Source organism: Enterococcus malodoratus, from assembly GCF_027659535.1.
GTDB classification, from domain to species: Bacteria; Bacillota; Bacilli; order Lactobacillales; family Enterococcaceae; genus Enterococcus_A; species Enterococcus_A malodoratus.
The window spans coordinates 107,071-132,055 of the sequence record NZ_JAQDPG010000003.1 but is presented as its reverse complement, the minus strand read 5'-3'; the positions used below and the strand labels follow the sequence as shown (position 1 = coordinate 132,055).

Here is a 24,985-nt window from a genome sequence, read left to right as displayed (position 1 = left end):
TAGCATCTGAGCCTTGTAGTAGCAGGAGGTGGTGGGATGGTAATGGATATTCGACTCACTCGTATCGATGATCGTTTGATTCATGGTCAGGTTGCAACCGTTTGGTCCAAAGCAACAGGGATTGAGCGAATCTTAGTGGTTAGTGATGAGGTCGCGAATGATGAGTTGCGTAAGTTCCTCCTAAAGCAAGCCGCACCACCAGGAATCAAGTCCAATGTCGTCACAAAAAGAAAACTGGTTGAAGTGTATCAAGATCAATTGTTTGATGGAATGAAGATCATGCTGTTGTTTGCTACTCCGCAAGATGTCGTTGAAGTCGTCGAATCAGGTGTTGACCTGAAAACAGTCAACATTGGCGGTATGCGGTTTAGTGAAGGAAAGAAAATGATCACTAACTTTATTTCAATGGATGGAGAAGATGTAAAAGCTTTTATCAAGCTGGCAGAATCGGATATTGAATTAGAAATTAGACAAGTACCAACGGACCGTAAAACAGATTTGATGCAATTGATCAGGAAAGAAAAGATGCTGCAGTAAATTAATTTTGGTTACAGGTTTTTAGAACTTATTTATATTTTTGAGCTGTAACAATAATAGTAGGAGGTATGAAGATGGTAGGAATTATCATTGCCAGTCATGGTGAATTCGCTAATGGTATCTTGCAATCCGGAGCGATGATCTTTGGAGAACAAGAAAATGTCAAAGCTGTTACTTTGATGCCAAGTGAAGGACCGGATGACATTAAGGCAAAAATGAAAGATGCAATTGCTTCTTTCGAAAACCAAGACGAAGTATTGTTCTTAGTCGATCTTTGGGGTGGAACTCCTTTCAACCAAGCCAACAGCTTGTTTGAAGAACACAAAGACACGTGGGCAATCGTTGCTGGTATGAACTTACCAATGTTGATTGAAGCATACGCTTCACGTTTCTCAATGGAAACGGCGCATGAAATCGCTGCTCATGTTTCTGGAACAGCAAAAGAAGGCGTAAGAATTCGTCCAGAGGAATTAGAACCAGCTGAAGCAGCTCCAACGGCTGCAGCAGAAAGTAATCAACCATCAGGAGCTATTCCAGAAGGAACAGTACTTGGCGACGGACACATCAAGTTTGTGTTGGCACGTGTTGACTCTCGTTTACTTCATGGACAAGTTGCAACTGCTTGGACTAAAACAACTGGTCCTAGCCGAATCATCGTTGTTTCAGATGCGGTGGCAAAAGACGATCTTCGTAAGAGACTGATCGAACAAGCGGCACCTCCAGGTGTTAAAGCGAATGTTGTTCCAATCGACAAAATGATTGAAATTTCAAAAGACCCTCGTTTCGGAAATACCAAAGCGTTGTTGCTATTTGAAAACCCTGAGGATGTATTACGAGCAGTAGAAGGCGGCGTTGATATTAAAGAAGTCAATGTTGGTTCAATGGCTCACTCAGTTGGAAAAGTCGTAGTAAGTAAAGTATTGTCAATGGGTCAAGAAGATGTTGATACTTTCGAAAAATTGAAAGCAAAAGGAATTAAATTTGACGTACGTAAAGTACCAAATGATTCTAAAGACAACATGGATGAAATCCTGAACAAAGCAAAAGCTGAATTGAAAAACGCTTAAGCAACAAAATTAACTTAAATAGGAGGGCTTATAATGTCTGGTATTTCAATGGTATTAGTAATAATCGTTGCCTTTCTAGCTGGTATGGAAGGAATCTTGGATGAATTCCAATTCCACCAACCACTAGTAGCATGTACATTAATTGGTTTAGTAACCGGTAATTTAGAAGCTGGGATCGTCCTTGGCGGCTCACTTCAAATGATCGCCTTAGGTTGGGCAAACATCGGGGCTGCCGTAGCACCGGATGCTGCATTAGCATCTGTTGCATCTGCAATTATTTTAGTTTTAGGTGGTCAAGGAGTTAAAGGTGTTTCTTCAGCGATTGCAATCGCTGTTCCTCTAGCTGTTGCTGGACTGTTCTTAACAATGATCGTTCGTACTTTGGCTGTACCAATTGTCCACTTTATGGATGCGGCAGCTGAAAAAGGTGAAATGCGCAAGGTTGAAATGTGGCATATCATTGCTGTATGTATGCAAGGTGTTCGTATTGCTATTCCTGCAGGTGCACTATTAGTTATTCCTGCTGATACTGTACGAGGATTCTTAGAATCAATGCCTGCATGGTTAACAGATGGTATGGCTATCGGCGGTGGTATGGTCGTTGCCGTTGGTTACGCAATGGTTATTAATATGATGGCTACAAAAGAAGTATGGCCATTCTTCGCAATTGGTTTTGCAATTGCAGCTATTTCTCAATTAACGTTGATCGCATTAGGTGTTATCGCGGTTGCATTCGCTTTGATTTACTTGAACCTACAAGAAAGCTCAGGTGGTTCATCTAATGGCGGTGGAGGCAATACTGGTGATCCACTAGGCGACATTTTGAATGATTATTAATCTTGAAGGAGGAGAAATAAAATGGCAGAAAAAATCGAATTAACGAAAAAAGATCGTTTAGCCGTTGCATGGCGTTCTACCTTCATTCAAGGTTCTTGGAACTATGAACGTATGCAAAATGGTGGTTGGTGTTACGCAATGTTGCCAGCGATTAAGAAATTATACAAAACTAAAGAAGACCGTACATTGGCAATGCAACGTCATTTGGAATTCTTTAATACTCACCCATATATTGCTTCACCAATCATCGGTGTTACTTTAGCGCTTGAAGAAGAACGTGCCAATGGCGCACCCGTTGATGATGTAGCCATTCAAGGGGTTAAGGTTGGTATGATGGGACCTTTAGCCGGTGTCGGCGACCCAGTTTTCTGGTTCACTGTACGTCCGATGTTAGGTGCCCTAGGTGCATCTCTAGCATTAGCTGGAAATATCTTAGGACCAATCATTTTCTTCCTTGCTTGGAATATTATCCGTTGGGCCTTCATGTGGTATACACAAGAATTTGGTTACCGTGCTGGTTCTAAAATCACAGATGACCTTTCAGGTGGATTATTGCAAAAAGTTACTAAAGGTGCTTCTATTCTAGGTATGTTCGTCCTAGGGGCCTTAGTGCAACGATGGGTAAATGTGAAGTTTACACCGGTTGTTTCTACTGTTAAATTGGATAAAGGTGCTTATATCGAATGGGATAAATTGCCTGCAGGTGCACAAGGTATTAAAGAAGCATTAACACAACAAGGTTCAGGACTTGCTTTAGATAGTTCAAAAGTAACTACTTTACAAGATAACTTGGATTCATTGATTCCTGGTCTTGCTGCATTACTATTGACATTGCTTTGCATGTGGTTATTGAAGAAAAAAGTTTCTCCAATTGTCATTATTCTTGGCTTGTTCGTAGTTGGTGTTGGCTTACACGTATTAGGTGTAATGTAAGAAGTCAATCATTAAAAATGCTCGGGCTTGCCCGAGCATTTTTTGCTTAATAGGAAAAAAATAAGTATAATGATTGCAGATACATATATGGAAATGGAGTAGGTCTAATGGTTCAATCAATCAATACTAAGGTCGATTTGACGATCGATGCTACCTCGTATTTAGGAGTTGCCGATTATGGACAAATTATGATTGGTGATAAGGGATTTGAGTTTTTCAATAATCGCGATGCACGCAAGTTCGTGCAAATTCCCTGGGAAGAAGTGGAGTATGTTATCGCTTCTGTCGTATTTAAAGGAAAATGGATTCCGCGTTATGCGATTCAAACAAAGAAAAATGGTACCTATTCTTTTGCTTCTAAGGAGCCCAAAAAAGTATTGCGAGCAATTCGTGAATACGTTGATCCAGATCATATGGTTCGATCATTAGGCTTCTTCGATGTCATTAAACGTGGTTTTCAAAACAAACTCAAAAAGTAATCTTAAAAAACGTCTAGCCTTTGTTTGGCTAGACGTTTTTTTTTAGGATTGGCACAAACTTCTGTGCCAAAGCTCTATCTACATTTCATTGAAAGCGGATACCCGAGGGGCTATGATAAATATGTAAACGAAATCATTTTATATTATTTCTCAAGGAGGAAAAAGAAATGGAAGCTACTAGACAAAAAAGTGGACTTAAGGCAAAAGTCCAGCGTCTCGGAAGTCACTTGTCAGGGATGGTAATGCCAAATATTGGGGGCTTTATCGCTTGGGGGGTTATCACAGCGCTATTTATCCCAGATGGTTATTTTCCCAATGAACAGCTTGCCACATTAGTTGGACCGATGCTTTCTTATTTATTGCCATTATTAATAGCTTATACAGGCGGCAGCATGGTACATGGTCAACGAGGTGCAGTTGTAGGGGCAATCGCAGCAATGGGTGTTATTGTCGGATCAGACGTTCCAATGTTTATCGGAGCTATGATGATGGGTCCTTTAGGCGGTTGGTGTATCAAGAAATTTGATGATGCTTTCCAAGATAAAATTAAAGCCGGCTTTGAAATGTTAGTTAATAACTTCTCTTCTGGATTGATCGGTTTTGCTTTAGCGATCATCGGTTATTATGCGATTGGACCAGTTGTTGAAGGTGCGACACATTTAATGGCAGCAGGTGTTGAATCAATTATCAATATGCATTTATTGCCATTAGCAAATATTTTTATTGAACCTGCGAAAATTTTGTTCTTAAATAATGCAATCAATCATGGTATTTTGACTCCGCTTGGAATTGAACAAGCAGCAGAAGCTGGAAAATCAATTCTATTCTTATTAGAAGCAAACCCTGGACCAGGGCTAGGAATCTTGTTAGCTTTCACACTATTTGGTAAAGGTGCGGCGAAATCTTCTGCACCAGGTGCGATCATTATTCAATTCTTAGGTGGGATTCATGAAATTTACTTCCCATACGTAATGATGAAACCTCTTTTATTCTTAGCTGTTATGGCTGGTGGGGTTGCCGGAACATTTACATTCCAATTGTTAGGTGCAGGTTTACGTGCCGCAGCTTCTCCAGGTTCCATCATCGCTATTATGGCTATGACACCGCCTAATGCTATCTTTGCTAACTTAGCAGGGATCGTTGTTGGATGTATTGTTTCATTCTTAGTAGCAATGATCATTATCAAATCTGACAACAGTGACGAAGATGATTTGGCCGCAACGCAAGCAGCCGTTGCTGGAGCGAAAGCAGAAAGCAAAGGTCAAGGCACGATGAAGGCTGAAAATCAAGAAATGTTCGGCAACGTTAACAAAATCATTTTCGCTTGTGATGCTGGAATGGGTTCAAGTGCGATGGGTGCTTCGGTTTTACGAGATAAAGTGAAAAAAGCCGGATTATCATTACCAGTTTCCAATTCAGCAATCAATAATTTAACAGATGATCCAAATGCACTGATCGTAACGCAAGAAGAATTGCATGAACGTGCGACACAAAAAGCACCAAGTGCAACCTTTGTTCAAGTAGAAAACTTCATGAATTCTCCTCGTTATGATGAAATCGTGGAAAACTTGTCAGAAGAAAAAACTTCTGGTGACAGCGGAAAAAAGCCGCAGACAGATGATGTAGTAGAAGGCTTAGCAGACTATTCGAAAGTCGATCACATTGTCTTTGGTTATGATCAAGTTAAAGGTTCTGCCAATATGGGTGCAACAACCTTGAAGAAATTGTTGAAAGACAACGGATTGAATTATCCTGTGACAGTTGCAGCGATCAGCGAGTTGAAAGATGCAACGAATGCATTGATCATTACAAACAGTGCTGAAACAATCAAAGCAGAACAACAAGCACCAAGCGCAACACATGTGCCATTGACCGACTTAGTTGCTTCGGAAAAATATGACAAAGTCATTCAAAACTTAAGGAAATAAGTAGTCTTTTTTACAGAATCGTATTACTCTTAAAGCAGTGAGGATTCTCACTGCTTTTACCCTTTTGAAATTATTGGAGGAGATATTGTGTATTTTTCGATTCGCGAAAAGAAGATACTTTCCCTTTTATTAGATTATCCAAACGGGATCACGCCGGAAGAGTTGCAAGATATTTTGCAAGTCAGCAAACGGACGGTCTATCGTGAGATTTCGAGTATTGAAAAAACAATCAAATCTCAGGATATCCAGATTATCAAGCCGCGTGGCGAAGGTTATCGGATCGTTGGTGAATCATTAAATCTTGAGCGTCTACAGCAACAACTAGAAGAGAAACAAGCAGAATTATTTACAGACAATGTGCAACGGCAAAGTGCGATCGTTTGCTCTTTGCTGCTAATGGATGAAGAGGAGACAATTGAAGGATTGGCGATTGATTTTAAAGTCAGTCCTGCAACGATCACCTCGGATCTAGCAACCATTGAAACAAGCCTAATCGACTATCGTTTGGAATTGCAGCGATTAAAGGGTCGAGGAATCCGAATTGAAGGTCGCGAGAAGCAGCGTCGACAGCTGCTAAGCAATTTGATCTATAACGGTGTTAGTGAATTTGATTTTTTCCAATTCATTGATTCATTAGATGAAGAGAAGACAACTACGGATAACTTCTTTTTAAATTTATTGAGCCAATCGAGTTTGTTATTGGCACGAACGATCTTTGAACAAATTTCCCAGCAAGTCTTCGAACAGGTGACCGATAATCAATTGCAGCGAGTATTGATATTGTTAGCTTTGTCGATTGACCGAATGGCGCAAGATCGATTCGTCGAAGTTGAGCGAGAAAATAAGGCCAAACCTGAAAGTATGCAGATCGCCAGTCAGATCATGATCAAGGTAGCGACGACGATCAAAAAATCGATTCCGCCACAAGAAGTTCGCTTCTTTGCTTTTCAATTAGAGGGTGTAAATTATAAGAAACCACAAAATATCTTTATTGATAGTTTTGATGTGGAGCTTTCCTATAAGATCAAAGAATTGATTCGCTTAGTCTCTGAGCAGATGAGTATTGATTTCCGTAAAGATGAACAGCTTTTCAATGATCTATCCGCTCATATGTCCGCCGCGCTAAAGCGGAACTTGACGGTTATCCAAGGGGCGAATAATCCATTATTACAGAAAATTCGTGAGAAATATCAAGAGCTGACAACAGCGATTATCAAAGAGTTGGCAGTGGTCTTTCCGGACCACCAATTTACAGCGGATGAGTTAGGTTATGTTGTGATTCATTTTGCGACTTCATTGGAGCGGCATCCGAGTGGACGAGCGCTTTCAGCATTGGTCTTGTGTTCTAGCGGGATCGGAACGGCTCGAATTTTAGAAAGCCGCATTCATAAATATTTGAATGAGATCGAAAAGGTACAGGTCGCCAAAATTTCTGAAATGAATCAATTGGATTATAAAAGTTATGATCTGATTTTAGCAACGGTCTTCTTGCCGGGCTTCCATTTGCCATACAAAGTAATTTCACCATTACTATTAGATGATGAAATCAAAGAAATCAAGGAGTATATCCAGACACTGCATCCTGAAAAACTTTATGAAACAATGAATGAGCCGGAGCAAGAACCTAGCGAGGCTTTTGATGAGATTTATGAAACGATGCGAATAGCCAACAGCTTGCTGCAAAACTTTGATGTCAAGCCAATAAAGACGCAGGAAACGATTGAATTAACTTTGGAAGAAATTATTGATCAGTTGCAGGGGACAATCGTCTCAGATGCAAAAATAGTGACGGAAAAAGTAATCAAACGGTACTTGATAGCACCGATTGGTGTTCCAAAAACCAATTTTGCGTTGTTCCATTGTGCCGATGCTCATGTCAAAGAACCATTATTTACCATCTATGACCTTGATCAAAAGTTCTTGATCCAAGGTATGGATAAGAAAAGCATTGAACTAACGCGTGTCTTATTATTATTAGCGCCTGACCCAATGCCGGAAAGCCAACAAAGTCTGTTAGGAAAAATCAGCAGTTCAGTGATCGAAAGTGATCTGAATACTGAAATCTACAAATTCGGCAACAAGGAAATCATTTATCAGTTATTGAGTTCTTTGTTTGTTAAAGAGATTCGAGAAAATTAGCGATAGCTTAGAAAAATATCGGAGGGATTTAAAATGGAATTACAGCCAGAAATGATTTTGTTAGATCAGGAATATGCAACGAAGGAAGACGCGATTCGCGCGAGCGGACAGCTTTTAGTGGATGCGGGTTGCGTGGAAGAAGGCTATATCGATGCCATGATCGAAAGAAACGAGTTAGTTTCCGTATACATGGGAAACTTTATCGCGATCCCCCATGGAACCGATGAAGCAAAACGCTATGTGAAGAAAAGTGGTATTTCAGTGATTCAAGTCCCAACGGGCGTTCGCTTTGGTAAAGATGATACAGAGGATGTGGCGATGGTGCTGTTTGGTATCGCTGGAATCGAAAATGAGCATTTAGATATTTTGCAGAAGATCGCGATCTTTTGTTCAGATGTTGAAAATGTCGTAAAATTAGCAGATGCAAAAACAAAAGAAGAAGTCATTGGCTATCTTCAGGAGGTAGAATAGGATGCAAGCAACACACTTTGGCGCAGGAAATATTGGACGCGGATTTATCGGAGAGATTTTAGCAAAAAATGGTTTTTCAATCGATTTTGTCGATATTAATGAAACGATCATCAATGCTTTGAATGAGCGGAACGAATACACGATCCAGTTAGCAGATGAAAGTCAAAAAGAAATTCATGTCTCAAACGTGGATGGTTTAAATAATCAAACCAATCCGGATGCAGTTATCGATTCAGTCAGCAAAGCAGATATTGTGACGACCGCGATTGGGCCAAATATCTTACCCTTTATTGCAGAATTAATCGCAAAAGGTATTCAAAAACGCCGCAATGAGAGCAATACAACACCACTAGATGTGATTGCCTGTGAAAATATGATTGGCGGCAGTCAGTTCTTGTTTGAAAAAGTCCAAGCCTTCTTGTCAGCTGAAGACAAGAGCTATGTGGAACAATACATCGGATTCCCCAATGCAGCAGTCGATCGTATTGTACCGATTCAACACCATGAAGATCCATTATTTGTATCCGTGGAACCTTTCAGTGAATGGGTGATTGATGCAACGCAAAGTAAGAACAAAGAGTTGCACCTCGATGACGTAGAATACGTAGAAGATTTAGAACCTTATATCGAACGGAAACTATTCTCTGTTAATACAGGGCATGCGACAGTTGCTTATACGGGTGCTTATGAAGGCTATAAAACTATTGATGAAGCAATCGCTGATGAACGTGTTTTAGAGAAACTTCGTGCAGTTCTTGGTGAAACGGGCAGCTTATTGATTAATAAATGGGATTTCGACAAGGAAAAACATTTTGCCTATATCGATAAGATCGTTAGTCGTTTTGAAAATAAATATATTTCTGACAGTATCAGTCGCGTGGCTCGGACGCCGATTCGTAAATTAGGTTTTGACGAACGTTTCATTCGTCCAATCAGAGAATTGAAAGAACGCGGTTTGGATTACACAAATTTAGTGGATGTCGTAGCAATGGTCTTGAAATACGATGATCCAAATGATGAACAAAGCGTCGAACTGCAAGGATACTTAAAAGAAAAATCCGTTGCAGAAGTGATCCAACAAATTACCGATCTTAAAGATGACGAATTGATCGCTGAAATTTCAGCTAGATATCAAAAATAATCCTCCGAACTCCAGTGCAGAAGAAATTCTGTACTGGAGTTTTTTTACACGTTTTGCTTTTTATTTGATAGCAAAAATGAGTAGGATAAGTTCGTTTATTATGATCAGTGAAAAAGTTATTTGATTGAATCTTAGTATAATGAGAGTAACTATTTTGGCGAACGTGTAGTCAGCAATTTTAGTTGTCAGAAATAGATGCTTTACGTTTCCGAAGAAATTGAGGATAATGAATTTAGGTTAGAATGATAAAAAATTAATGTTTTGGTCTAGACTTTTTTGTTGTAATATTTGTTGAAGGGTGTTAAAATTGGTGTATACCAAATTGATAAAGGAGCGTTTACCCATGAAAGTAATTCGTGTGAAAGATGCCAACGAAGGCGGAAAAAAAGCATTTGAAATCATCAAAGATGGAATGGAAAACGGCGTAAAAGTATTAGGGCTGGCAACTGGTAGTACACCTGAAACTTTATATCAAGAAATGACTTCTAGTGATTTAGACTTTTCAGATATGACTTCTGTAAACTTAGATGAATATGTAGGATTAGCTGGCGAGGATGTTCAAAGCTATCGCTACTTCATGAATGATCAATTATTCAACAAAAAACCATTTAAAGAAACGTTTGTACCAAATGGTAAAGCAGAAGATTTAGATGCTGAATGCAAACGTTACGACGGCGTGATCGCTGATCATCCGATTGACTTGCAAGTATTAGGTATCGGCCGCAACGCACATATCGGTTTCAATGAACCAGGAACTTCATTTGACGTAACAACTCACGTAGTTGAATTAACAGAATCAACAATCGAAGCGAACAAACGTAACTTTGATAAAGTTGAAGACGTTCCAACACATGCATTGTCAATGGGAATTGGTTCAATCATGAAGAGCAAAAAAATCTTGTTGATGGCTTTCGGTACAGACAAAGCTGATGCAATCAAAGACATGATCGAAGGTTCAGTAACTACTGACGTACCAGCAAGTGTTTTACAAAACCATGCTGACGTAACAGTTATCATCGACGAAGACGCAGCAAGCAAACTATAATAAACAGCTTAAATTTTTTAGTGTCAGGGATATTTTCCTTGGCACTTTTTTTTAATTTAAAAGTTGATGGTATACTTAGTTATAGGAGTGTGATCGTATGAAGAGGTGCATTGTTTAGTCTGGAATGGTTAACTCAGATTCAATTAAAGGAGTGATAGGCTATTCCAGAAAAAAAGCTTTATCCCAGAAGTAATGATCATGAGACGATCTATTTGCAGAATGCCATCAAGCGGCCAAATATCTCGGTCGGTGAGTATACGATTTATAATGATTTTAGACGAAGTCCCTGTGATTTTGAGCAGAACAATGTACTGTATCAGTACCCGATCAATCATGATCGGCTGGTCATCGGGAAATTTTGTTCGATTGCCTGTGGCGCGACTTTCATTTTTAATAGTGCGAACCATCGACAGTCAGCGCTTTCTACGTACACTTTTCCATTATTTTTTGAGGAGTGGCAATTGGATAAGGAGCAGGTAGCTTCGGCTTGGGACAATAAAGGTGATATCGTGATTGGAAACGATGTATGGATCGGGTATGAGGCGACTATCTTGTCGGGTGTTCATATTGGTGACGGTGCGATCATCGGGGCCAAAGCGGTCGTGACTAAGGATGTTCCCGCATATAGTATTGTAGGCGGTATTCCAGCAAGAGAGATCAAAAAGCGTTTTGATCCGGGAACGATTCAGAAGCTGCAGCAGCTCAAGTGGTGGGATTGGTCATACGAAAAAATTCGTGCCGCGATTCCGTACTTAAAAAATGGAGACGTAGACCTGCTACTACGTAAATGAATTCGAACTCAGCCGTTTCGGCTGAGTTTTTTTGCGGCTTGCTTCTTTTGTTTCCTTTGGCTATAGTGAAAGCTAGAAAGTAAGCGAAGGGAAAATGTGCGCGATGCGTTTAGATAAGTTTTTAGCTGAGGTCGGTTTGGGCAGTCGTAAAGAAGTCAAACAACTCATTAAAAAGGGCCAAATCACTGTGAATCAGCAGATTGAAAAATCGGACAAACGACAGGTCGATCCGGAAAAAGATAGGATTGAATTTCAAGAGGAAGTTTTGCATTATCAAGAATACTACTACTATTTACTACATAAGCCAGCTGGGGTGGTAAGTGCGACAGAAGACAATCGTGATCAAACAGTGATGGATTTGTTTTCAGCTAAAGATTATCGCAGCGATCTTTTTCCTGTTGGACGATTAGATAAGGATACTGAAGGGTTATTGCTGATTACTAATGATGGTAAGCTGGCTCATGAACTGTTGTCCCCAAAGAAACATGTCGAAAAGGAATATCTCGCTGAAGTCAGCGGAGTAATGACTGATGGCGATCAGAAGCAGTTTACAGAAGGGATCGTACTAGATGGAGAGTTAACGTTGCCGGCGGAATTGTTCATCGACGAGGTAACGGAAGAAATGTCAGTGGTGCGAATTATTTTACATGAGGGGAAATTTCACCAAGTGAAGCGGATGGTCAAAGCTTGCGGGAAAGAAGTAACCTATCTGAAAAGAATTCGCATGGGTGATTTAACGCTGCCGAAAGCTTTGAATAAAGGGACTTATCGGCCGTTGACCGAAGAAGAGTTGCAGATGCTAAAAGGTTAAGAGACTCGCTTTTTTTCTGAGCGTGCTATACTAGAAGTGCGATGATTTTACAGGATGAGAAGCCAAGTTTTTATAATAGGTGAACTAGGAGGTGGTGCACAGATGGATTTGAAATTATCAGTATACGAAATAATGCTGCGCTTATTTTTGGCCATGGTTATGGGCGGCGCCATCGGTATTGAACGTGAATATAAAAATCGTCCCGCGGGAATTCGAACCCATATCTTGGTTTGTATGGGAGCGACCATCATTGCCTTGATCCAAGTTGAAATTGCTGATCAGGCACTGCGGTATGCAGCGGCCAAGCCAGAGTTTGTAGGAGTTGTACGAGCGGATGAAGCACGATTGATCGCTCAAGTTGTCAGCGGAATTGGTTTCCTTGGAGCAGGGACGATTATGGTCAGTAATCGGTCAGTCAAAGGATTAACTACTGCTGCTTCGATCTGGGCTGGCGCCGGACTGGGAATTGCTATTGGAATGGGATATTATACAATCGCTATTTGCAGCTTTGTTGGAATTATTTTGGCTTTGACGGTGGTCAAACGCATCATCAAAATCAATGCCATCAAAAAACTCGAAATACGCTATATTCATCGTGAAGCAACTAAAGAATTCATCATGAACTACTTTGACAGCAAAAAAATTGAAGTGGAAGATGTCGATTTTGATGTTGATTTCATGGATGATTACAGGATTTATACGAATGTCTATACGATCGATCTGCCGCGAGGAATGAATTACACCGATGTAATCGAAGACCTTTCGATGTACAAAAACATCACCAAACTACGGATGATCAATGTTTAAGAGAGAAGATAAAATCATTTCACGATGATTTTATCTTCTTTTTTCTTGAAAGTTGTATTGTCAGAGCATTCGTTCATTGATAGAGTTAAGAGTAAGAGTTGATCTAGGAGGAAAGAATGGGAAAAATCCTTTTATTAGAAGATGATTCAAATTTGAATAATGGTATTCAATTATGTCTGACACGAGAAGGCTATGAGGTCGTTGCTTGTTTAGACATTGCATCGGCAGAAATAGCCTTTCAGCAAAATGAGATCGAGTTGATTATCAGCGACCTCTCTTTGCCCGATGGCAGCGGATTGGATTTTTGTAAAAAAATCCGCGAGCAATCGAATGTCCTGATTTTGATGCTGACATCTTACAATCAAGAACATGATATTGTAACGGGATATGTGCACGGTGCTGACGACTATATGACGAAGCCTTTTAGTTTGATGGTTTTGGTTTCGAAGGTTCAGGCCATGATGAAACGGGTCGTTCGAAATCAGGGACAATCATTGGTATCTGGCGAATTGTCGGTATCCTTGACCGAAATGAAAGTCAAATTGCACGAAGAAATTTTGCCTTTAAGTAAAACAGAGATTCAGCTATTGATCCTATTTATGGAGAATCCGAAGCAAATTTTGTCCTCGGATCAATTATTGGATCAAATTTGGGACACGAAAGGCGAGTACGTGGACACAAATACTGTTTCAGTCAATATCAGTCGTTTGCGCCAAAAAATCGGCAAGGAACGAATCAAAACCGTTCGAGGAGTGGGCTATTTATGGATCAACGACGTTCAAAAAAAATAACTCTATTTTATCTGCTGCTCTCAGCAATCTGCTTTGCTCTTTTTATTGCCCAGAATCTAATCATGCGAACGGAGCTTCAAGAGGATCAGCAGTCGACTCTGGTTATGCTGAATAGAGAAAACTCTTTTTCTGAAGCTAAGTTGATCCAAGCTTTTGATGAGCCGAAAACTAATGAATTGGCAAAGTCGGGGCAGGCTTTAGAAGAAAAATATGACTTATTGGGAAAAATGAGTCTCTCACATATTTTAGATGGCTATTTGCTGCGAAATCTGGGCTTATTCATAGGTTGTTGGTTGCTGCTTTCGGCAACTTTTTTTTGGCAGGTACGTGAAAAACGAAAAATTCAGGATCGTTTAGTTGAGAAGACAAAAGAGTTCCACGAAGCAACTGCGCATAATGAATTAATGCTGCAACGGAGTCAACGAGAAGAGGGGAATCTAAAATCTAATATCACAGACATCACCCATCAATTGAAAACACCGGTGGCTTCTCTAAAGCTAAGTTTAGATATCGCGCTCTCGGAACAGTATGCTGAACAGGAGCGGAAAAAATTTGCTGAACAGGCCGAAGTACAAATTAATAAACTTGATTTGATGTTAGATGGTTTGGCAAAGATCTCACAGCTTGAAACAGATTTAATTCAATTACGACCGCAAAAGCTTTCGCTGCAGTTATTAATCAATCAATCAGTCAATAGTGTCATCATGAAGGCTGTCGAAAAAGAAATGGAACTGGAAGTGGAATTGGCAGAGGATCGAATGGTTTATGTGGATGAAAAGTGGACCCTAGAGGCATTGGGGAATGTCTTGGAAAATGCGGTCAAGTACGCTCCTGAAAAGACAACGGTTAAGGTACAAGTATCTTCATTAGTAACCTATGTTTTGGTTGAGATCAAAGATGAGGGACCCGGGATCACAAAAGAAGAACAAAATAAAATTTACCAACGGTTTTATCGCGGCAGTCACAGCGACTCGGTAGAAGGTTCAGGTGTGGGCTTGTATCTTACACGGAAGATTATTGAGGAGCAAGGCGGAACGATCATGGTGAAACGGAACCATCCAAAAGGTGCCAACTTTCAATTAACATTGCCGTTAGCTTAACTTAACCTCTTGATGAAGGTGTTCGTAAAGCTATTTCTATTTTTCTTACAAAATTGTTATGTTCGCTGAAAGAATCCTGCAAGGGTTCTTTTTTATACTAAGAGTATAGAAATAAGCTAGAACAGGAAAGAGGGAGAAAAATGATTTTAAAAATTAGGGATTTAGTAAAGCATTATGATGACGGGAATTCAATTGTAAAGGCCGTTGACCATATCGATTTGGAAGTTGGAAAAGGCGATTTTGTTGCGGTAGTTGGGAAATCAGGTTCTGGGAAAAGTACTTTGCTAAATCTGATCGGCGGTTTGGATCGTCCAGATTCGGGGCAGGTGATTATAGACGGCAAAAATGTTTTCCGTATGAAAGACGAAGAATTAGCTATTTTCCGTCGTCAAAAAATTGGGTTCATTTTTCAAAATTATAATTTGATTCCATCATTGAATGTGTGGGAGAATGTTGTTCTGCCAATTGGATTAGATAATCGTAAAGTCGATAAGGCTTTTGTCGAAGATTTATTGACGACGATCGGTTTAAGTGATCGGAAAAAAGCGTTGCCGAGTATGCTTTCTGGTGGGCAACAGCAGCGGGTGGCGATTGCACGAGCGATTGCGTCAGAGCCTGCCATCATTTTAGCAGACGAACCGACAGGTAATTTGGACACTAAAACCGAATTGGAAGTGATGTCCCTATTAAAGAAATCTGTTGAGAAATTTGGTCAAACATTGATTATGATCACTCATGATGAGGGGATCGCTCAAACAGCGGATCACATCGTGCACATTGAAGACGGGCGGGTGATCTAAATGAAGATGACTAATACGGTGGCGCTGGCCAATACGAAGTATCATAAAGGAAAAAATCTGCTTTCAGGAATTGCGATCATTTTAACCAGTGTGTTAGTTTTCTTGATCACCTCGATTGGCTTAGGCGTAGTAAATGTTCAAAATGCGGCGGTCAATAAGGTTTATCCAACCTGGCACGCAATGTATCGCAATGTTTCTGAAGAAAATATGGAAAAGATCGGTCAACATGATGCGATTGGCAACTATGGGCTGCGTCAAGATGTCGGTGAAGCGGCATTATCTGCTGATGATTATATTTTGATCAGTTATTTAGATACAGAGGCTCAAAAATTAACCAAGCAAAAATTTGTCAGCGGTCACGCACCTAAAAGGGCCAATGATGCTGTTTTATCTAGAAATGCCTTAAAAGAACTTGGCTATCCCAAAGCGAAAATTGGAGATACGATCTCTATCCCATTGCAGTTCTTTGAAAAAGACAGCCTGGGGATGCAACAGGAAAGATCTTTTCGTTTAACCGGTATTTCGCCAGATGGTGTGGGGAAGACCGATAGAAAAATCTTTTCAATGCTGATCTCTAAAGACTTCATGCAAGAGGTCATTCCAAAAGATCAACGCAGCTATCGCATGATGGTTCGCTTAACCGAGGAAGCATCAACATCAACGGCTGCGATTAAAGAGAAAGTCAAAGAAATCGGGAAAAATTTTGATGTGATTGAGGACAATATCGTTGAAAATAGCGACTATCTTTTTGCTAACTATATTGATCCGGCCTTTTATTCAGGGATGGCGATCATTATTGCAGTCATTCTCGTGGCGGGCGCATTAACAATTTATAGTATATATTATGTGTCTCTGATCAATAAAGTTCAGGACTTCGGGAAGCTGGCTGCCTTAGGGGCGACAAAACGTCAAACGCGCCAAATCATTTTGAGAGAAAATTTGATCGTGGCAGGAATTTCGATCCCAATTGGCCTGTTGATCGGGATTGCTACCGTTAAATTTGTCTTCTTCCAACTGATGTCAACGATTGAAAATGAGGTTGCCACGATCAAAGTCATGCGGGAGGTTCTTGAAAAAGGAGAAGTATCTTTGGTCCTTCCATGGATTGTTGGCATGACGATCGGGGTTACGTTATTGACGGTCATTTTAGCTTCATTGAAGCCTATGCGACAGGCAAGCAAAATTATGCCGATCGAGGCAATGCGTTACACCGGACAGGCACAAAGTAAGAAAAAACAACGGAAGGGTTTCATCGATCTTAATTTACAAAGACTAGCCCGTGCAAATCTTTCAAGAAATAAAAAACGGACCTTTATCACTATTTTTTCACTCGGCATGATTGGGATACTATTTGTTGTCATTTCAACTGTCTTTAGCTGTACGAATCCCAAGCAGATCGCCCGAGATACGATTGCGGAAGATTATCGAATTAGTATCAAATCTGTTTCCAATGATAAAATGCGTCCAGAACGTGAGTGGACAGCGATCCAGCAAAATAATCCGCTGAACGATGAAATGATTGATAGAATAAAGTCAATTAATGGTGTTGAGAAAGTGGATACTTTTCAATCAATAACCGGGGAAACACCGGACCTTAAGGAGATTGGGTCGGATGATCCGATGGGATTATCTGTCGGCGGAATTTCGAAAGAGCAGATGGACTTGATCGAAAAAGATATCAAGAAAGGCAGCGCTAACTATGATGAACTAAACTCTGGCGATAAAGTGATTGCCACAGGCTATTTTATCGCTAATTATCCAGAGATCAAGATAGGGGACAAATTGACTTTTAAATTTTTTGATGGAGACCGTTCGTTTGAAAAAGAAATGACCATTATCGCAGGTGGAAATTTTTCAGAGTCTGTTAGTAATTACGATAATTTCTTAATGAGTAATGAAGCTTTGAAAAAAATGTCCAAAAACAATCTGATTTATTACGTCAATATCAAAGCAGCGAAAGGACAGGCTAAAGCCATTCAACCAGCAATTGAAAACCTTGTAGCAGAAAATGAACTCTTCAATCTTGAAAGTTATGAAGAAATTTTGGCACAGTGGGAAGGGTCCATGCAAATGATGACCGGCGCAGGCTATGCGATTATGCTGGTCCTAGCAATCGTTGGAATCATGAACTTGATCAATACGACCATCGATAGTATTTTGAGCCGCAAAAAGGAGTTGGGCGTCATGCAGGCGCTGGGTATGTCTAACCGTCAAATGAAACGGATGCTGCAAACAGAAGGCTTGGTTTATGCCGGAGGAATCCTTCTAATGGGTGTAGGAATAGGTAGCATCTTAGGCTACTTGGTCTACGTATACGCTGAAAGCAATGCCTTGATGCAGATCAAAGTTTATCAATACCCGTTGATCCAAGTCCTGTTAATGATACTGTTAGTGGTTATAGTTCAGCTGATTCTGACCTATGCGACTACGACGATCGTTAATAAAGAGACAGTGATCAAACGAATTCAAGCGTCAGAATAAAAAAAGAGCTGCCGGCAAATACGCCGGCAGCTTTCGTTTTATTCTAAACCAATCAAATAATCATCATCATTCATTGCTTCAACTTGACCTAAAAGATAGCCGTTACCGACTTGCGAGAAGAAGTCATGATTGCTGGTTCCGGTTGAGATTCCGTTCATGACAATTGGATTTACGTCATCCGCGGTGTCTGGGAACAATGGATCCATACCCAAATTCATCAACGCTTTGTTTGCGTTGTAACGCAAGAAAGTTTTTACTTCTTCCGTCCAACCAATTTCATCGTATAACTCTTCAGTATAACGTTCTTCATTTTCGTACAATTCATACAATAAATCGTACATCCATTCCTTCAAACGTTCTTGCTCTGCTTCCGGTTGTTCATTGAAACCACGCTGGAATTTATAACCAATGTAGGTTCCGTGAACCGATTCGTCACGGATAATTAATTTAATGATTTCCGCTACGTTGGCTAATTTGTTATTTCCTAAATAATAAAGCGGGGTATAGAAACCAGAATAGAAAAGAAATGTTTCTAAAAAGACACTGGCGATTTTCTTTTCCAAAGGAGTGCCATTTTTATAGATTTCGTTGATCCGTTCTGCTTTTTTTTGCAGATAAGGATTCGTGTTGGTCCATTCAAAAATCTCGTTGATTTCAGTTTTTGTATTTAATGTACTGAAAATAGATGAATAGCTTTTGGCATGGACAGATTCCATAAATTGGATATTGTTCAGCACGGCTTCTTCATGTGGAGTACGAACATCTTTACGTAGTTGATCCATTCCGCTTTCTGATTGAACAGTATCTAGCAATGTTAAGCCGCCGAATACATGTCCTACGACATCCTTTTCCAAAGATGATAATTTGCGCCAATCATCTAAGTCATTAGATAGCGGGATCCGCGTATCCAACCAAAATTGTTCCGTTAATTTTTCCCACGTCGATTTATCGATGACGTCTTCGATTTCATTCCAGTTAATGGCTTCGTAATAAGTTTCTGCCATGAATATTCCTCCTACTTCGCTTCAAGGTAATTATTTTTCGAAAAACGAAAAATAAATTTGATTTTCAACTGTATATCATTCTGTTAACGTACTAAAGGCACGAAAGGAACGTGATAAATTATAAATTACGCATAGCATTACCTCTCGAACAAAAGTACGAGAGGTAAAAGATAGTTCTTAAATTACGCAGCTTTCACATTGGTTAGAACCGATTTCTTCGGCGTCATCGGTGAATGTACGAACGTAGTAAATCGATTTGCAGCCTTTATAAAAGGCATAGTTGCGCAAGATATTCAAATCACGTGTTGTTTGTTTGCTTTCTTTTTTCCATTCATATAAGCCTTCAGGAATTTCAGAACGCATAAACAACGTCAAACTCATTCCTTGGTCGATATGCTGCTGCGCAGTCGCATAAACATCAATGACTTTCCGCATATCCATATCGTAAGCAGAAGTATAATAAGGCAACGTTTCATTATTCAAATAAGGCGCTGGATAATAAATCTTACCAATTTTCTTTTCTTGACGTTCTTCGATCAAACGAGTGATTGGGTGCAGGCTGGCACTTGTATCATTGATATAAGAAATCGAGCCATTCGGTGCAACAGCTAAACGATTTTGGTGATACAAGCCATCTTTTTGAACGGCTTCTTTTAGTGCTTGCCAGTCTTCAGCAGTCGGAATAAAGATATCTTTGAAGATTTCTTTGACTTTATCTGTTTTAGGTAAAAATTCGTTTGTCGTATATTTATCGAAATAAGAACCATCAGCATAAGCTGATTTTTCGAAGTTATGGAAAACAGTCTTGCGTTCTTTCGCCATCTCGTTGCTTTCCATTAATGTCCAATAGTTTAACAAAGTGAAATAGATATTAGTGAAATCAATTGATTCCTCAGAGCCGTATTCCATCAAGTGTTTTGCAAAGAAGCTGTGCAAGCCCATTGCGCCTAAACCAATCGTGTGATTCAAATTGTTTCCGTTTTGAATAGAAGGAACAACTTCGATATCGGATTCGTCTGTAACGAAAGTCAAGGCACGAACCATCGTCCGGACGGATTGACCAAAGTCAGGACTTTCCATTAAGTTGACGATGTTGGTTGAACCTAAGTTACATGAAATGTCCGTTCCCAATACATCGTATTCTTGACGACCATTGATAGTAGAGGGCGTTTGAACTTGTAAGATCTCAGAACACAGATTACTCATAACAATTTTACCATCGACAGGGTTGGCACGGTTTGCCGTATCGATATTGATGATATATGGATAGCCAGATTCTTGCTGTAATTTAGAGATTTCATTTTCTAAATCACGAGCGCGGATTTTCTTTTTACGAATATTAGGATTCGCCACTAAATTATCGTATTCTTTTGTGATATCGACGTAAGAATAAGGTACGCCATATTCACGTTCAACACCGTAAGGGCTGAATAAATACATGTCTTCATTTTTACGAGCCAACTCGTAAAATTTATCAGGAACAGTCACACCAAGTGAAAGTGTTTTTACCCGGATTTTTTCGTCGGCATTTTCTTTTTTAGCAGATAGGAACATCTCAATATCAGGATGGAAGACGTCTAAATAAACGACACCGGCCCCTTGACGTTGACCTAACTGATTAGAATAAGAGAAGCTATCTTCAAATAATTTCATGACTGGAACGACACCGCTAGCAGCACCGTCGTAGCCTTTGATTGGTGAGCCGGCCTCACGCAAGTTTGAAAGGTTGATTCCTACGCCGCCCCCAATTCTTGATAATTGCAAAGCGGAATTGATTGAGCGTCCGATACTATTCATATCATCTGTTACTTGAATCAAGAAACAGGAAACCAATTCACCGCGGCGTTTACGTCCCGCATTTAAGAAGGATGGCGTAGCTGGTTGGTAACGTTGATGAATCATTTCGTCGGCTAATGATAATGCCAGCGCTTCATCACCGTCCGCAAAATACAACGCATTGAAAGCCACACGATCTTCGTAGCTTTCTAAATATTCTGTCCCTGCATTGTTTTTCAATGCATATTGCGAATAAAATTTATAAGCCGCCATGAATGACTTGAAAGTAAAGTTTTGCTCCGCTAAGTAATTGAAGAGTTTCTCGATAAAAGCAGTCGTGTATTTGCTGATGAATGCCGCTTCTATAAAATCTTCTTCTACTAAATAGTCGATCTTTTCTTGTACAGAAGAAAATGCATGGGTATTTGGTTCCACATTTTCTTTGAAGAAGGCATCCAAAGCCTCTTTGTCTTTATTTAGTGGGATCTGTCCATTTACTGGACGGTTAATTTCATTGTTCAGCTTGAAGTAGGATACTTCACCTAGGTCTTTTAAACTCATCTCGTCACATCTTTCCATTTTTTCTATCTATAATAAAGAAGAAACTTTGCAATCGTGGATCGCAAAGTTTCGAATTACGCTAATGCTTTCAATTGATCTGGACGGAAACCGATGATGGCTTGCTGTCCGCCGAAAATAACTGGGACACTTTGGAAACCTTGATCTTTTAGAAAACCTAGTGCTTCGGGTTCATTGTCGATATTGACTTCTTCAAATGAAATTTGATTCTCAGTTAAATAACGTTTGGCCATTTTGCATTGCATGCAATTATTTTTAGAATAGACTTTTACCATAAGACTACCTCCTCTGATTTCTACAATTACTAGTATAAAAGATGTGGGAGAAAAGTCAATCGTTAAACACCATATATTGTGGTGTAGTTTTAGTGGTATACTACTCTTTGTGTTTTTTGCAAAAACGTTGAAAACGGACGACCGCAAAGAAAAATCCCTTTACAAAGTAGATAAAAAGCTCAAATGATGTTTTTTTTCGGAAAATAAGTTTTTTTAATAACGAAAAATCCGGATTTAAAACAAATAAATCAGTGATTGTCAAACAAATTGCTCGGAAAAGGCAAAAATCTTCGACCATTTATTGACTTTGCTATCAAATGAAGCTATTCTTAGTGAGAAAGATTCTCATTATTAATTAGATACAGAAGTCGAACAGTAAGGTGGAGAAAGATATGACAACTTTGGCAGATGTCTCATTGAACCATGTCGTTCAAATTGACGAAATGACTTTAGAAAATGAGTTAAAGCATCGACTGCAAGATTTGGGAATGATTGTCGGCTCAAAAGTTGCCGTCGTGAATCATTCTGGGGATAACGGAATTATTTTATTACATAATACACGGCTGGCTTTATCCCAGTCTTTATTAAAGAAAATACTTGTGAAAGACCTAACGGAAGATCAGCAGACGTGGGTTTCATTGGATCAATTAAAAGCTGGTGAACAAGGAGTCGTCGTGAACGTTCACGGAAGCGGATCAATCAAACGACGTCTTATGGACATGGGTCTAACTAAGGGAACTGAGGTCAAGGTCGTTAAGCTGGCTCCTTTAGGTGACCCAATCGAGCTTCGGGTTCGCGGCTATGAACTAAGTTTACGGAAAAGCGAATCAGAAATGGTTGTCGTATCGAAGGAGGCGGAATAGATGGCGAAGACTCATATTGCTTTAGCAGGAAATCCCAACAGTGGGAAAACGAGTACCTTCAATGTCCTAACAGGAACCAATCAATTTGTTGGAAACTGGCCTGGGGTGACCGTTGAGCGTAAAGAAGGGGTCTACAAAAAGGATTCTGAAGTAATCATCGATGATCTGCCGGGGATATACTCTCTTTCACCGTACTCACCGGAAGAAGTAGTGGCGCGGGATTATTTGCTATCAGGTACACCGGACGCCATCGTCAATATTATCGATGGAACAAACCTTGAACGCAATCTTTATTTGACGACCCAGCTGATTGAGACAGGAATTCCTGTTGTTGTTGCTGTAAATATGATGGACATCATCAAGAAAAGCGGCAAGCAAATCAATTTAGATAAATTGTCTTATGCCTTAGGGGTTCCGGTCGTTGGAATCAGTGCATTAAAAAATTGGGGTTTGGATAAAGCAGTTAATGAAGCTCTTCATCTAGTTAAAAAAGGTGTGGAGGAAATCAATTTTCCTCATTATGATAAGCGATTAGAAGCTGCACTTAGTGAAATCGAAGAAGTTCTTGGCAGTACCGCGGTTGCTAAATACAGTCGTTGGTATAGTTTGAAATTATTTGAACGAGATGAACGTGCGCAAAGTGATCTAGATTTAAGTTCGATCCAACAAAAAGAACTGCAGGAAATCATCAAGATTACAGAAAAGATCTTTGGTGAAGATGCGGAAAGTTTAGTGATCAACGAGCGTTATAATTTTATTACGGATTTAAAAACATTATGCGTAGTTGATGAGGATCAATTTAAATTATCGATTTCGGATAAAATTGACCGTATTGTCACGAATCGCTTCTTAGCGTTGCCGATCTTTGCTTTGGTAATGTGGCTGATTTATTACATCGCTATCCAAACAATCGGGGCGATGGGAACCGATTGGGTGAATGAGAATCTATTTGGTGATATCGTACCCAACTTTGTCAGCACGACGCTGCAATCTTGGAATGTGGCTGAGTGGATGCAAAACTTGATTTTAGATGGAATCATTGCCGGGGTTGGGGCTGTTTTAGGCTTCCTTCCGCAATTAATGGTCCTTTTCCTGTGTTTGGCGCTATTGGAAGACTGCGGTTATATGTCTCGAATCGCCTTCGTTATGGATCGGATTTTCCGTAAGTTTGGCTTGTCTGGTAAATCATTTATTCCGATGTTGATCGCGACAGGGTGCGGGGTGCCCGGCGTTATGGCAAGTCGGACGATCGAGAATGAAAAAGATCGACGGATGACTGCGATGCTGACGACCTTTATGCCTTGTTCGGCGAAATTGCCGATTATCGCTTTAATTGCCGGCGCCTTTTTCCCAAATAGCAGCTGGGTAGCACCGTCTGCTTACTTTATTGGAATGGGAGCCATCGTCTTATCGGGGATTGCATTAAAGAAAACAAAACTATTTTCGGGAGATCCTGCACCATTTATCATGGAACTTCCGTTGTATCATATGCCTCGAATCGGCAATACGATCCGCTATACTTACGACCATAGCAAGGCGTTTGTTAAGCGTGCAGGAACGATCATTTTTGTTTCTAGTATCGTAATCTGGTTTATTTCTAGCTACAACTTCACCTTACAATCGGTGAACGAAAATGACAGTATTTTGGCAGCGTTGGGCGGTTTGATTGCTCCGTTGTTCGCACCATTAGGTTGGGGCGATTGGCGCGGGGCAGTTGCGGCCATTACAGGTCTAGTAGCAAAAGAAAATGTAATCGGCACTTTTGGTATCTTATATCGTCATGCTGAAGTCGCAGAAAATGGTGTTGAAATCTGGAAATCATTGCAAGCGGCTTACACACCAATCGCTGGTTATTCATTCTTAGTCTTTAACTTGCTGTGTGCACCATGTTTTGCGGCAATCGGCGCGATTCATCGTGAAATGGGCGATATCAAATGGACTTGGCGTGCAATTGGCTACCAATGCGGATTAGCGTATGCGGTAAGCTTCATTGTTTATCAATTTGGCCATGTGATTTTCGAGAATGGTGAGATCGGTATTGGATTTATTTTAGCGGCCCTTGTACTTATTGCGATGATTTACTTTGTCGTTAGAAGACCTGCTAAACAAACACCGACAATTACGATTGAAGAGATCAAAGAGGTGAAAGAATGGCAACTATAATATTAAGTGTTTTGATCTTCGGCGGTGCCGGAGTGATCGTTTATCGGCGGATCAAAAATGGCAGTTTTTGTGAAGATTGCGATAGTGGTTGTCCGGTAAAAGAAGAACAACACAAACATTAAATCATAGGATTCGGCGAATTTCGCCGGGTCTTTTTTTTGACCTTT

At 40.1% G+C, this 24,985-nt stretch carries 23 protein-coding genes; 20 read left to right on the top strand and 3 right to left on the bottom strand.

Annotation, left to right across the window (positions count from 1 at the left end; translation table 11 throughout):
• Window positions 1–36: 36 nt before the first annotated feature.
• From PGP85_RS06505 to PGP85_RS06425, 17 genes are all read left to right on the top strand, one after another.
• Window positions 37–537, top strand: coding sequence for a PTS system mannose/fructose/N-acetylgalactosamine-transporter subunit IIB (locus PGP85_RS06505; protein ID WP_251867917.1), 501 nt, complete (start codon window positions 37–39; stop codon window positions 535–537).
• A gap of 74 nt (window positions 538–611) precedes the next feature.
• The gene (locus PGP85_RS06500; protein WP_270326626.1) at window positions 612–1,604 is read left to right on the top strand and encodes a mannose/fructose/sorbose PTS transporter subunit IIA; all 993 of its coding nucleotides are present in this window, start codon (window positions 612–614) and stop codon (window positions 1,602–1,604) included.
• A 33-nt stretch (window positions 1,605–1,637) separates the two neighbouring features.
• The gene (locus PGP85_RS06495) at window positions 1,638–2,441 is read left to right on the top strand and encodes a PTS mannose/fructose/sorbose transporter subunit IIC (RefSeq protein WP_270326625.1); all 804 of its coding nucleotides are present in this window, start codon (window positions 1,638–1,640) and stop codon (window positions 2,439–2,441) included.
• Between the two features lie 21 nt (window positions 2,442–2,462).
• Window positions 2,463–3,374, top strand: a complete 912-nt coding sequence (locus tag PGP85_RS06490; protein WP_270326623.1) for a PTS system mannose/fructose/sorbose family transporter subunit IID — start codon at window positions 2,463–2,465, stop codon at window positions 3,372–3,374.
• 107 nt (window positions 3,375–3,481) lie between these two features.
• Entirely contained in the window at window positions 3,482–3,853 is a 372-nt protein-coding gene (locus PGP85_RS06485; RefSeq protein ID WP_270326621.1) for a DUF956 family protein, read from the top strand.
• Between the two features lie 167 nt (window positions 3,854–4,020).
• Complete coding sequence (locus tag PGP85_RS06480; protein ID WP_251867920.1) at window positions 4,021–5,781, top strand: PTS mannitol transporter subunit IICBA; 1,761 nt, start codon at window positions 4,021–4,023, stop codon at window positions 5,779–5,781.
• Between the two features lie 87 nt (window positions 5,782–5,868).
• A complete protein-coding gene (locus PGP85_RS06475; protein WP_270326618.1) occupies window positions 5,869–7,920 on the top strand; it encodes a BglG family transcription antiterminator in 2,052 nt (683 codons plus the stop codon).
• A gap of 33 nt (window positions 7,921–7,953) precedes the next feature.
• Window positions 7,954–8,391 (top strand): PTS sugar transporter subunit IIA, encoded by a 438-nt coding sequence (locus PGP85_RS06470; protein ID WP_090404654.1) that lies wholly within the window; start codon window positions 7,954–7,956, stop codon window positions 8,389–8,391.
• Between the two features lies 1 nt (window position 8,392).
• Window positions 8,393–9,532 (top strand): mannitol-1-phosphate 5-dehydrogenase, encoded by a 1,140-nt coding sequence (locus tag PGP85_RS06465; protein ID WP_270326615.1) that lies wholly within the window; start codon window positions 8,393–8,395, stop codon window positions 9,530–9,532.
• Window positions 9,533–9,875: 343 nt separating this feature from the next.
• Window positions 9,876–10,577, top strand: coding sequence for a glucosamine-6-phosphate deaminase (gene nagB, locus PGP85_RS06460; RefSeq protein WP_010740650.1), 702 nt, complete (start codon window positions 9,876–9,878; stop codon window positions 10,575–10,577).
• A 212-nt stretch (window positions 10,578–10,789) separates the two neighbouring features.
• A complete protein-coding gene (locus PGP85_RS06455; protein WP_270326614.1) occupies window positions 10,790–11,368 on the top strand; it encodes a CatB-related O-acetyltransferase in 579 nt (192 codons plus the stop codon).
• A gap of 103 nt (window positions 11,369–11,471) precedes the next feature.
• Complete coding sequence (locus PGP85_RS06450) at window positions 11,472–12,179, top strand: pseudouridine synthase (protein WP_270326613.1); 708 nt, start codon at window positions 11,472–11,474, stop codon at window positions 12,177–12,179.
• A 102-nt stretch (window positions 12,180–12,281) separates the two neighbouring features.
• On the top strand, window positions 12,282–12,986 hold the full coding sequence (locus PGP85_RS06445) for an MgtC/SapB family protein (RefSeq protein WP_010740647.1): 705 nt from the start codon (window positions 12,282–12,284) through the stop codon (window positions 12,984–12,986).
• Window positions 12,987–13,102: 116 nt separating this feature from the next.
• Window positions 13,103–13,777 carry a response regulator transcription factor gene (locus PGP85_RS06440; protein ID WP_270326610.1) on the top strand — a complete coding sequence of 225 codons (675 nt, stop codon included), beginning with the start codon at window positions 13,103–13,105 and terminating at the stop codon, window positions 13,775–13,777.
• Entirely contained in the window at window positions 13,750–14,877 is a 1,128-nt protein-coding gene (locus PGP85_RS06435; protein ID WP_270326608.1) for a sensor histidine kinase, read from the top strand. The genes PGP85_RS06440 and PGP85_RS06435 overlap by 28 nt, the downstream gene beginning before the upstream one ends.
• A gap of 140 nt (window positions 14,878–15,017) precedes the next feature.
• Window positions 15,018–15,677 (top strand): ABC transporter ATP-binding protein, encoded by a 660-nt coding sequence (locus tag PGP85_RS06430; protein WP_270326605.1) that lies wholly within the window; start codon window positions 15,018–15,020, stop codon window positions 15,675–15,677.
• Complete coding sequence (locus tag PGP85_RS06425; protein ID WP_270326603.1) at window positions 15,678–18,158, top strand: ABC transporter permease; 2,481 nt, start codon at window positions 15,678–15,680, stop codon at window positions 18,156–18,158.
• Window positions 18,159–18,196: 38 nt separating this feature from the next.
• On the opposite strand, the gene nrdF is transcribed toward PGP85_RS06425, so the two are convergent.
• From nrdF to nrdH, 3 genes are all read right to left on the bottom strand, one after another.
• A complete protein-coding gene (gene nrdF, locus PGP85_RS06420; RefSeq protein ID WP_010740642.1) occupies window positions 18,197–19,162 on the bottom strand; it encodes a class 1b ribonucleoside-diphosphate reductase subunit beta in 966 nt (321 codons plus the stop codon).
• A 177-nt stretch (window positions 19,163–19,339) separates the two neighbouring features.
• The gene (gene nrdE / locus PGP85_RS06415; RefSeq protein ID WP_270326601.1) at window positions 19,340–21,499 is read right to left on the bottom strand and encodes a class 1b ribonucleoside-diphosphate reductase subunit alpha; all 2,160 of its coding nucleotides are present in this window, start codon (window positions 21,497–21,499) and stop codon (window positions 19,340–19,342) included.
• 74 nt (window positions 21,500–21,573) lie between these two features.
• Window positions 21,574–21,792 carry a glutaredoxin-like protein NrdH gene (nrdH, locus tag PGP85_RS06410; protein ID WP_010740640.1) on the bottom strand — a complete coding sequence of 73 codons (219 nt, stop codon included), beginning with the start codon at window positions 21,790–21,792 and terminating at the stop codon, window positions 21,574–21,576.
• Window positions 21,793–22,184: 392 nt separating this feature from the next.
• Between nrdH and PGP85_RS06405 the strand changes: the two genes are divergently transcribed.
• From PGP85_RS06405 to PGP85_RS06395, 3 genes are read left to right on the top strand one after another with little or no spacing between them, the layout of a single operon-like run.
• On the top strand, window positions 22,185–22,655 hold the full coding sequence (locus PGP85_RS06405; RefSeq protein WP_270326599.1) for a FeoA family protein: 471 nt from the start codon (window positions 22,185–22,187) through the stop codon (window positions 22,653–22,655).
• Complete coding sequence (gene feoB / locus PGP85_RS06400; RefSeq protein ID WP_270326598.1) at window positions 22,656–24,818, top strand: ferrous iron transport protein B; 2,163 nt, start codon at window positions 22,656–22,658, stop codon at window positions 24,816–24,818. It abuts the gene before it with no gap.
• Window positions 24,806–24,940 (top strand): FeoB-associated Cys-rich membrane protein, encoded by a 135-nt coding sequence (locus PGP85_RS06395; RefSeq protein ID WP_270326595.1) that lies wholly within the window; start codon window positions 24,806–24,808, stop codon window positions 24,938–24,940. Before feoB ends, PGP85_RS06395 begins: the two co-directional genes overlap by 13 nt.
• Window positions 24,941–24,985 lie beyond the last annotated feature (45 nt).

Coding starts and splice junctions, on each gene's coding strand:
- nrdE (WP_270326601.1), bottom strand. CDS start 21,499: ATGAGTTTAAAAGACCTAGGTGAAGTATCCTACTTCAAGCTGAACAAT.
- PGP85_RS06500 (WP_270326626.1), top strand. CDS start 612: ATGGTAGGAATTATCATTGCCAGTCATGGTGAATTCGCTAATGGTATC.
- PGP85_RS06425 (WP_270326603.1), top strand. CDS start 15,678: ATGAAGATGACTAATACGGTGGCGCTGGCCAATACGAAGTATCATAAA.
- nrdH (WP_010740640.1), bottom strand. CDS start 21,792: ATGGTAAAAGTCTATTCTAAAAATAATTGCATGCAATGCAAAATGGCC.
- PGP85_RS06395 (WP_270326595.1), top strand. CDS start 24,806: ATGGCAACTATAATATTAAGTGTTTTGATCTTCGGCGGTGCCGGAGTG.
- nagB (WP_010740650.1), top strand. CDS start 9,876: ATGAAAGTAATTCGTGTGAAAGATGCCAACGAAGGCGGAAAAAAAGCA.
- PGP85_RS06465 (WP_270326615.1), top strand. CDS start 8,393: ATGCAAGCAACACACTTTGGCGCAGGAAATATTGGACGCGGATTTATC.
- PGP85_RS06450 (WP_270326613.1), top strand. CDS start 11,472: ATGCGTTTAGATAAGTTTTTAGCTGAGGTCGGTTTGGGCAGTCGTAAA.
- PGP85_RS06440 (WP_270326610.1), top strand. CDS start 13,103: ATGGGAAAAATCCTTTTATTAGAAGATGATTCAAATTTGAATAATGGT.
- PGP85_RS06490 (WP_270326623.1), top strand. CDS start 2,463: ATGGCAGAAAAAATCGAATTAACGAAAAAAGATCGTTTAGCCGTTGCA.
- PGP85_RS06435 (WP_270326608.1), top strand. CDS start 13,750: ATGGATCAACGACGTTCAAAAAAAATAACTCTATTTTATCTGCTGCTC.
- PGP85_RS06445 (WP_010740647.1), top strand. CDS start 12,282: ATGGATTTGAAATTATCAGTATACGAAATAATGCTGCGCTTATTTTTG.
- PGP85_RS06470 (WP_090404654.1), top strand. CDS start 7,954: ATGGAATTACAGCCAGAAATGATTTTGTTAGATCAGGAATATGCAACG.
- nrdF (WP_010740642.1), bottom strand. CDS start 19,162: ATGGCAGAAACTTATTACGAAGCCATTAACTGGAATGAAATCGAAGAC.
- PGP85_RS06430 (WP_270326605.1), top strand. CDS start 15,018: ATGATTTTAAAAATTAGGGATTTAGTAAAGCATTATGATGACGGGAAT.
- PGP85_RS06480 (WP_251867920.1), top strand. CDS start 4,021: ATGGAAGCTACTAGACAAAAAAGTGGACTTAAGGCAAAAGTCCAGCGT.
- PGP85_RS06495 (WP_270326625.1), top strand. CDS start 1,638: ATGTCTGGTATTTCAATGGTATTAGTAATAATCGTTGCCTTTCTAGCT.
- PGP85_RS06485 (WP_270326621.1), top strand. CDS start 3,482: ATGGTTCAATCAATCAATACTAAGGTCGATTTGACGATCGATGCTACC.
- PGP85_RS06405 (WP_270326599.1), top strand. CDS start 22,185: ATGACAACTTTGGCAGATGTCTCATTGAACCATGTCGTTCAAATTGAC.
- PGP85_RS06505 (WP_251867917.1), top strand. CDS start 37: ATGGTAATGGATATTCGACTCACTCGTATCGATGATCGTTTGATTCAT.
- feoB (WP_270326598.1), top strand. CDS start 22,656: ATGGCGAAGACTCATATTGCTTTAGCAGGAAATCCCAACAGTGGGAAA.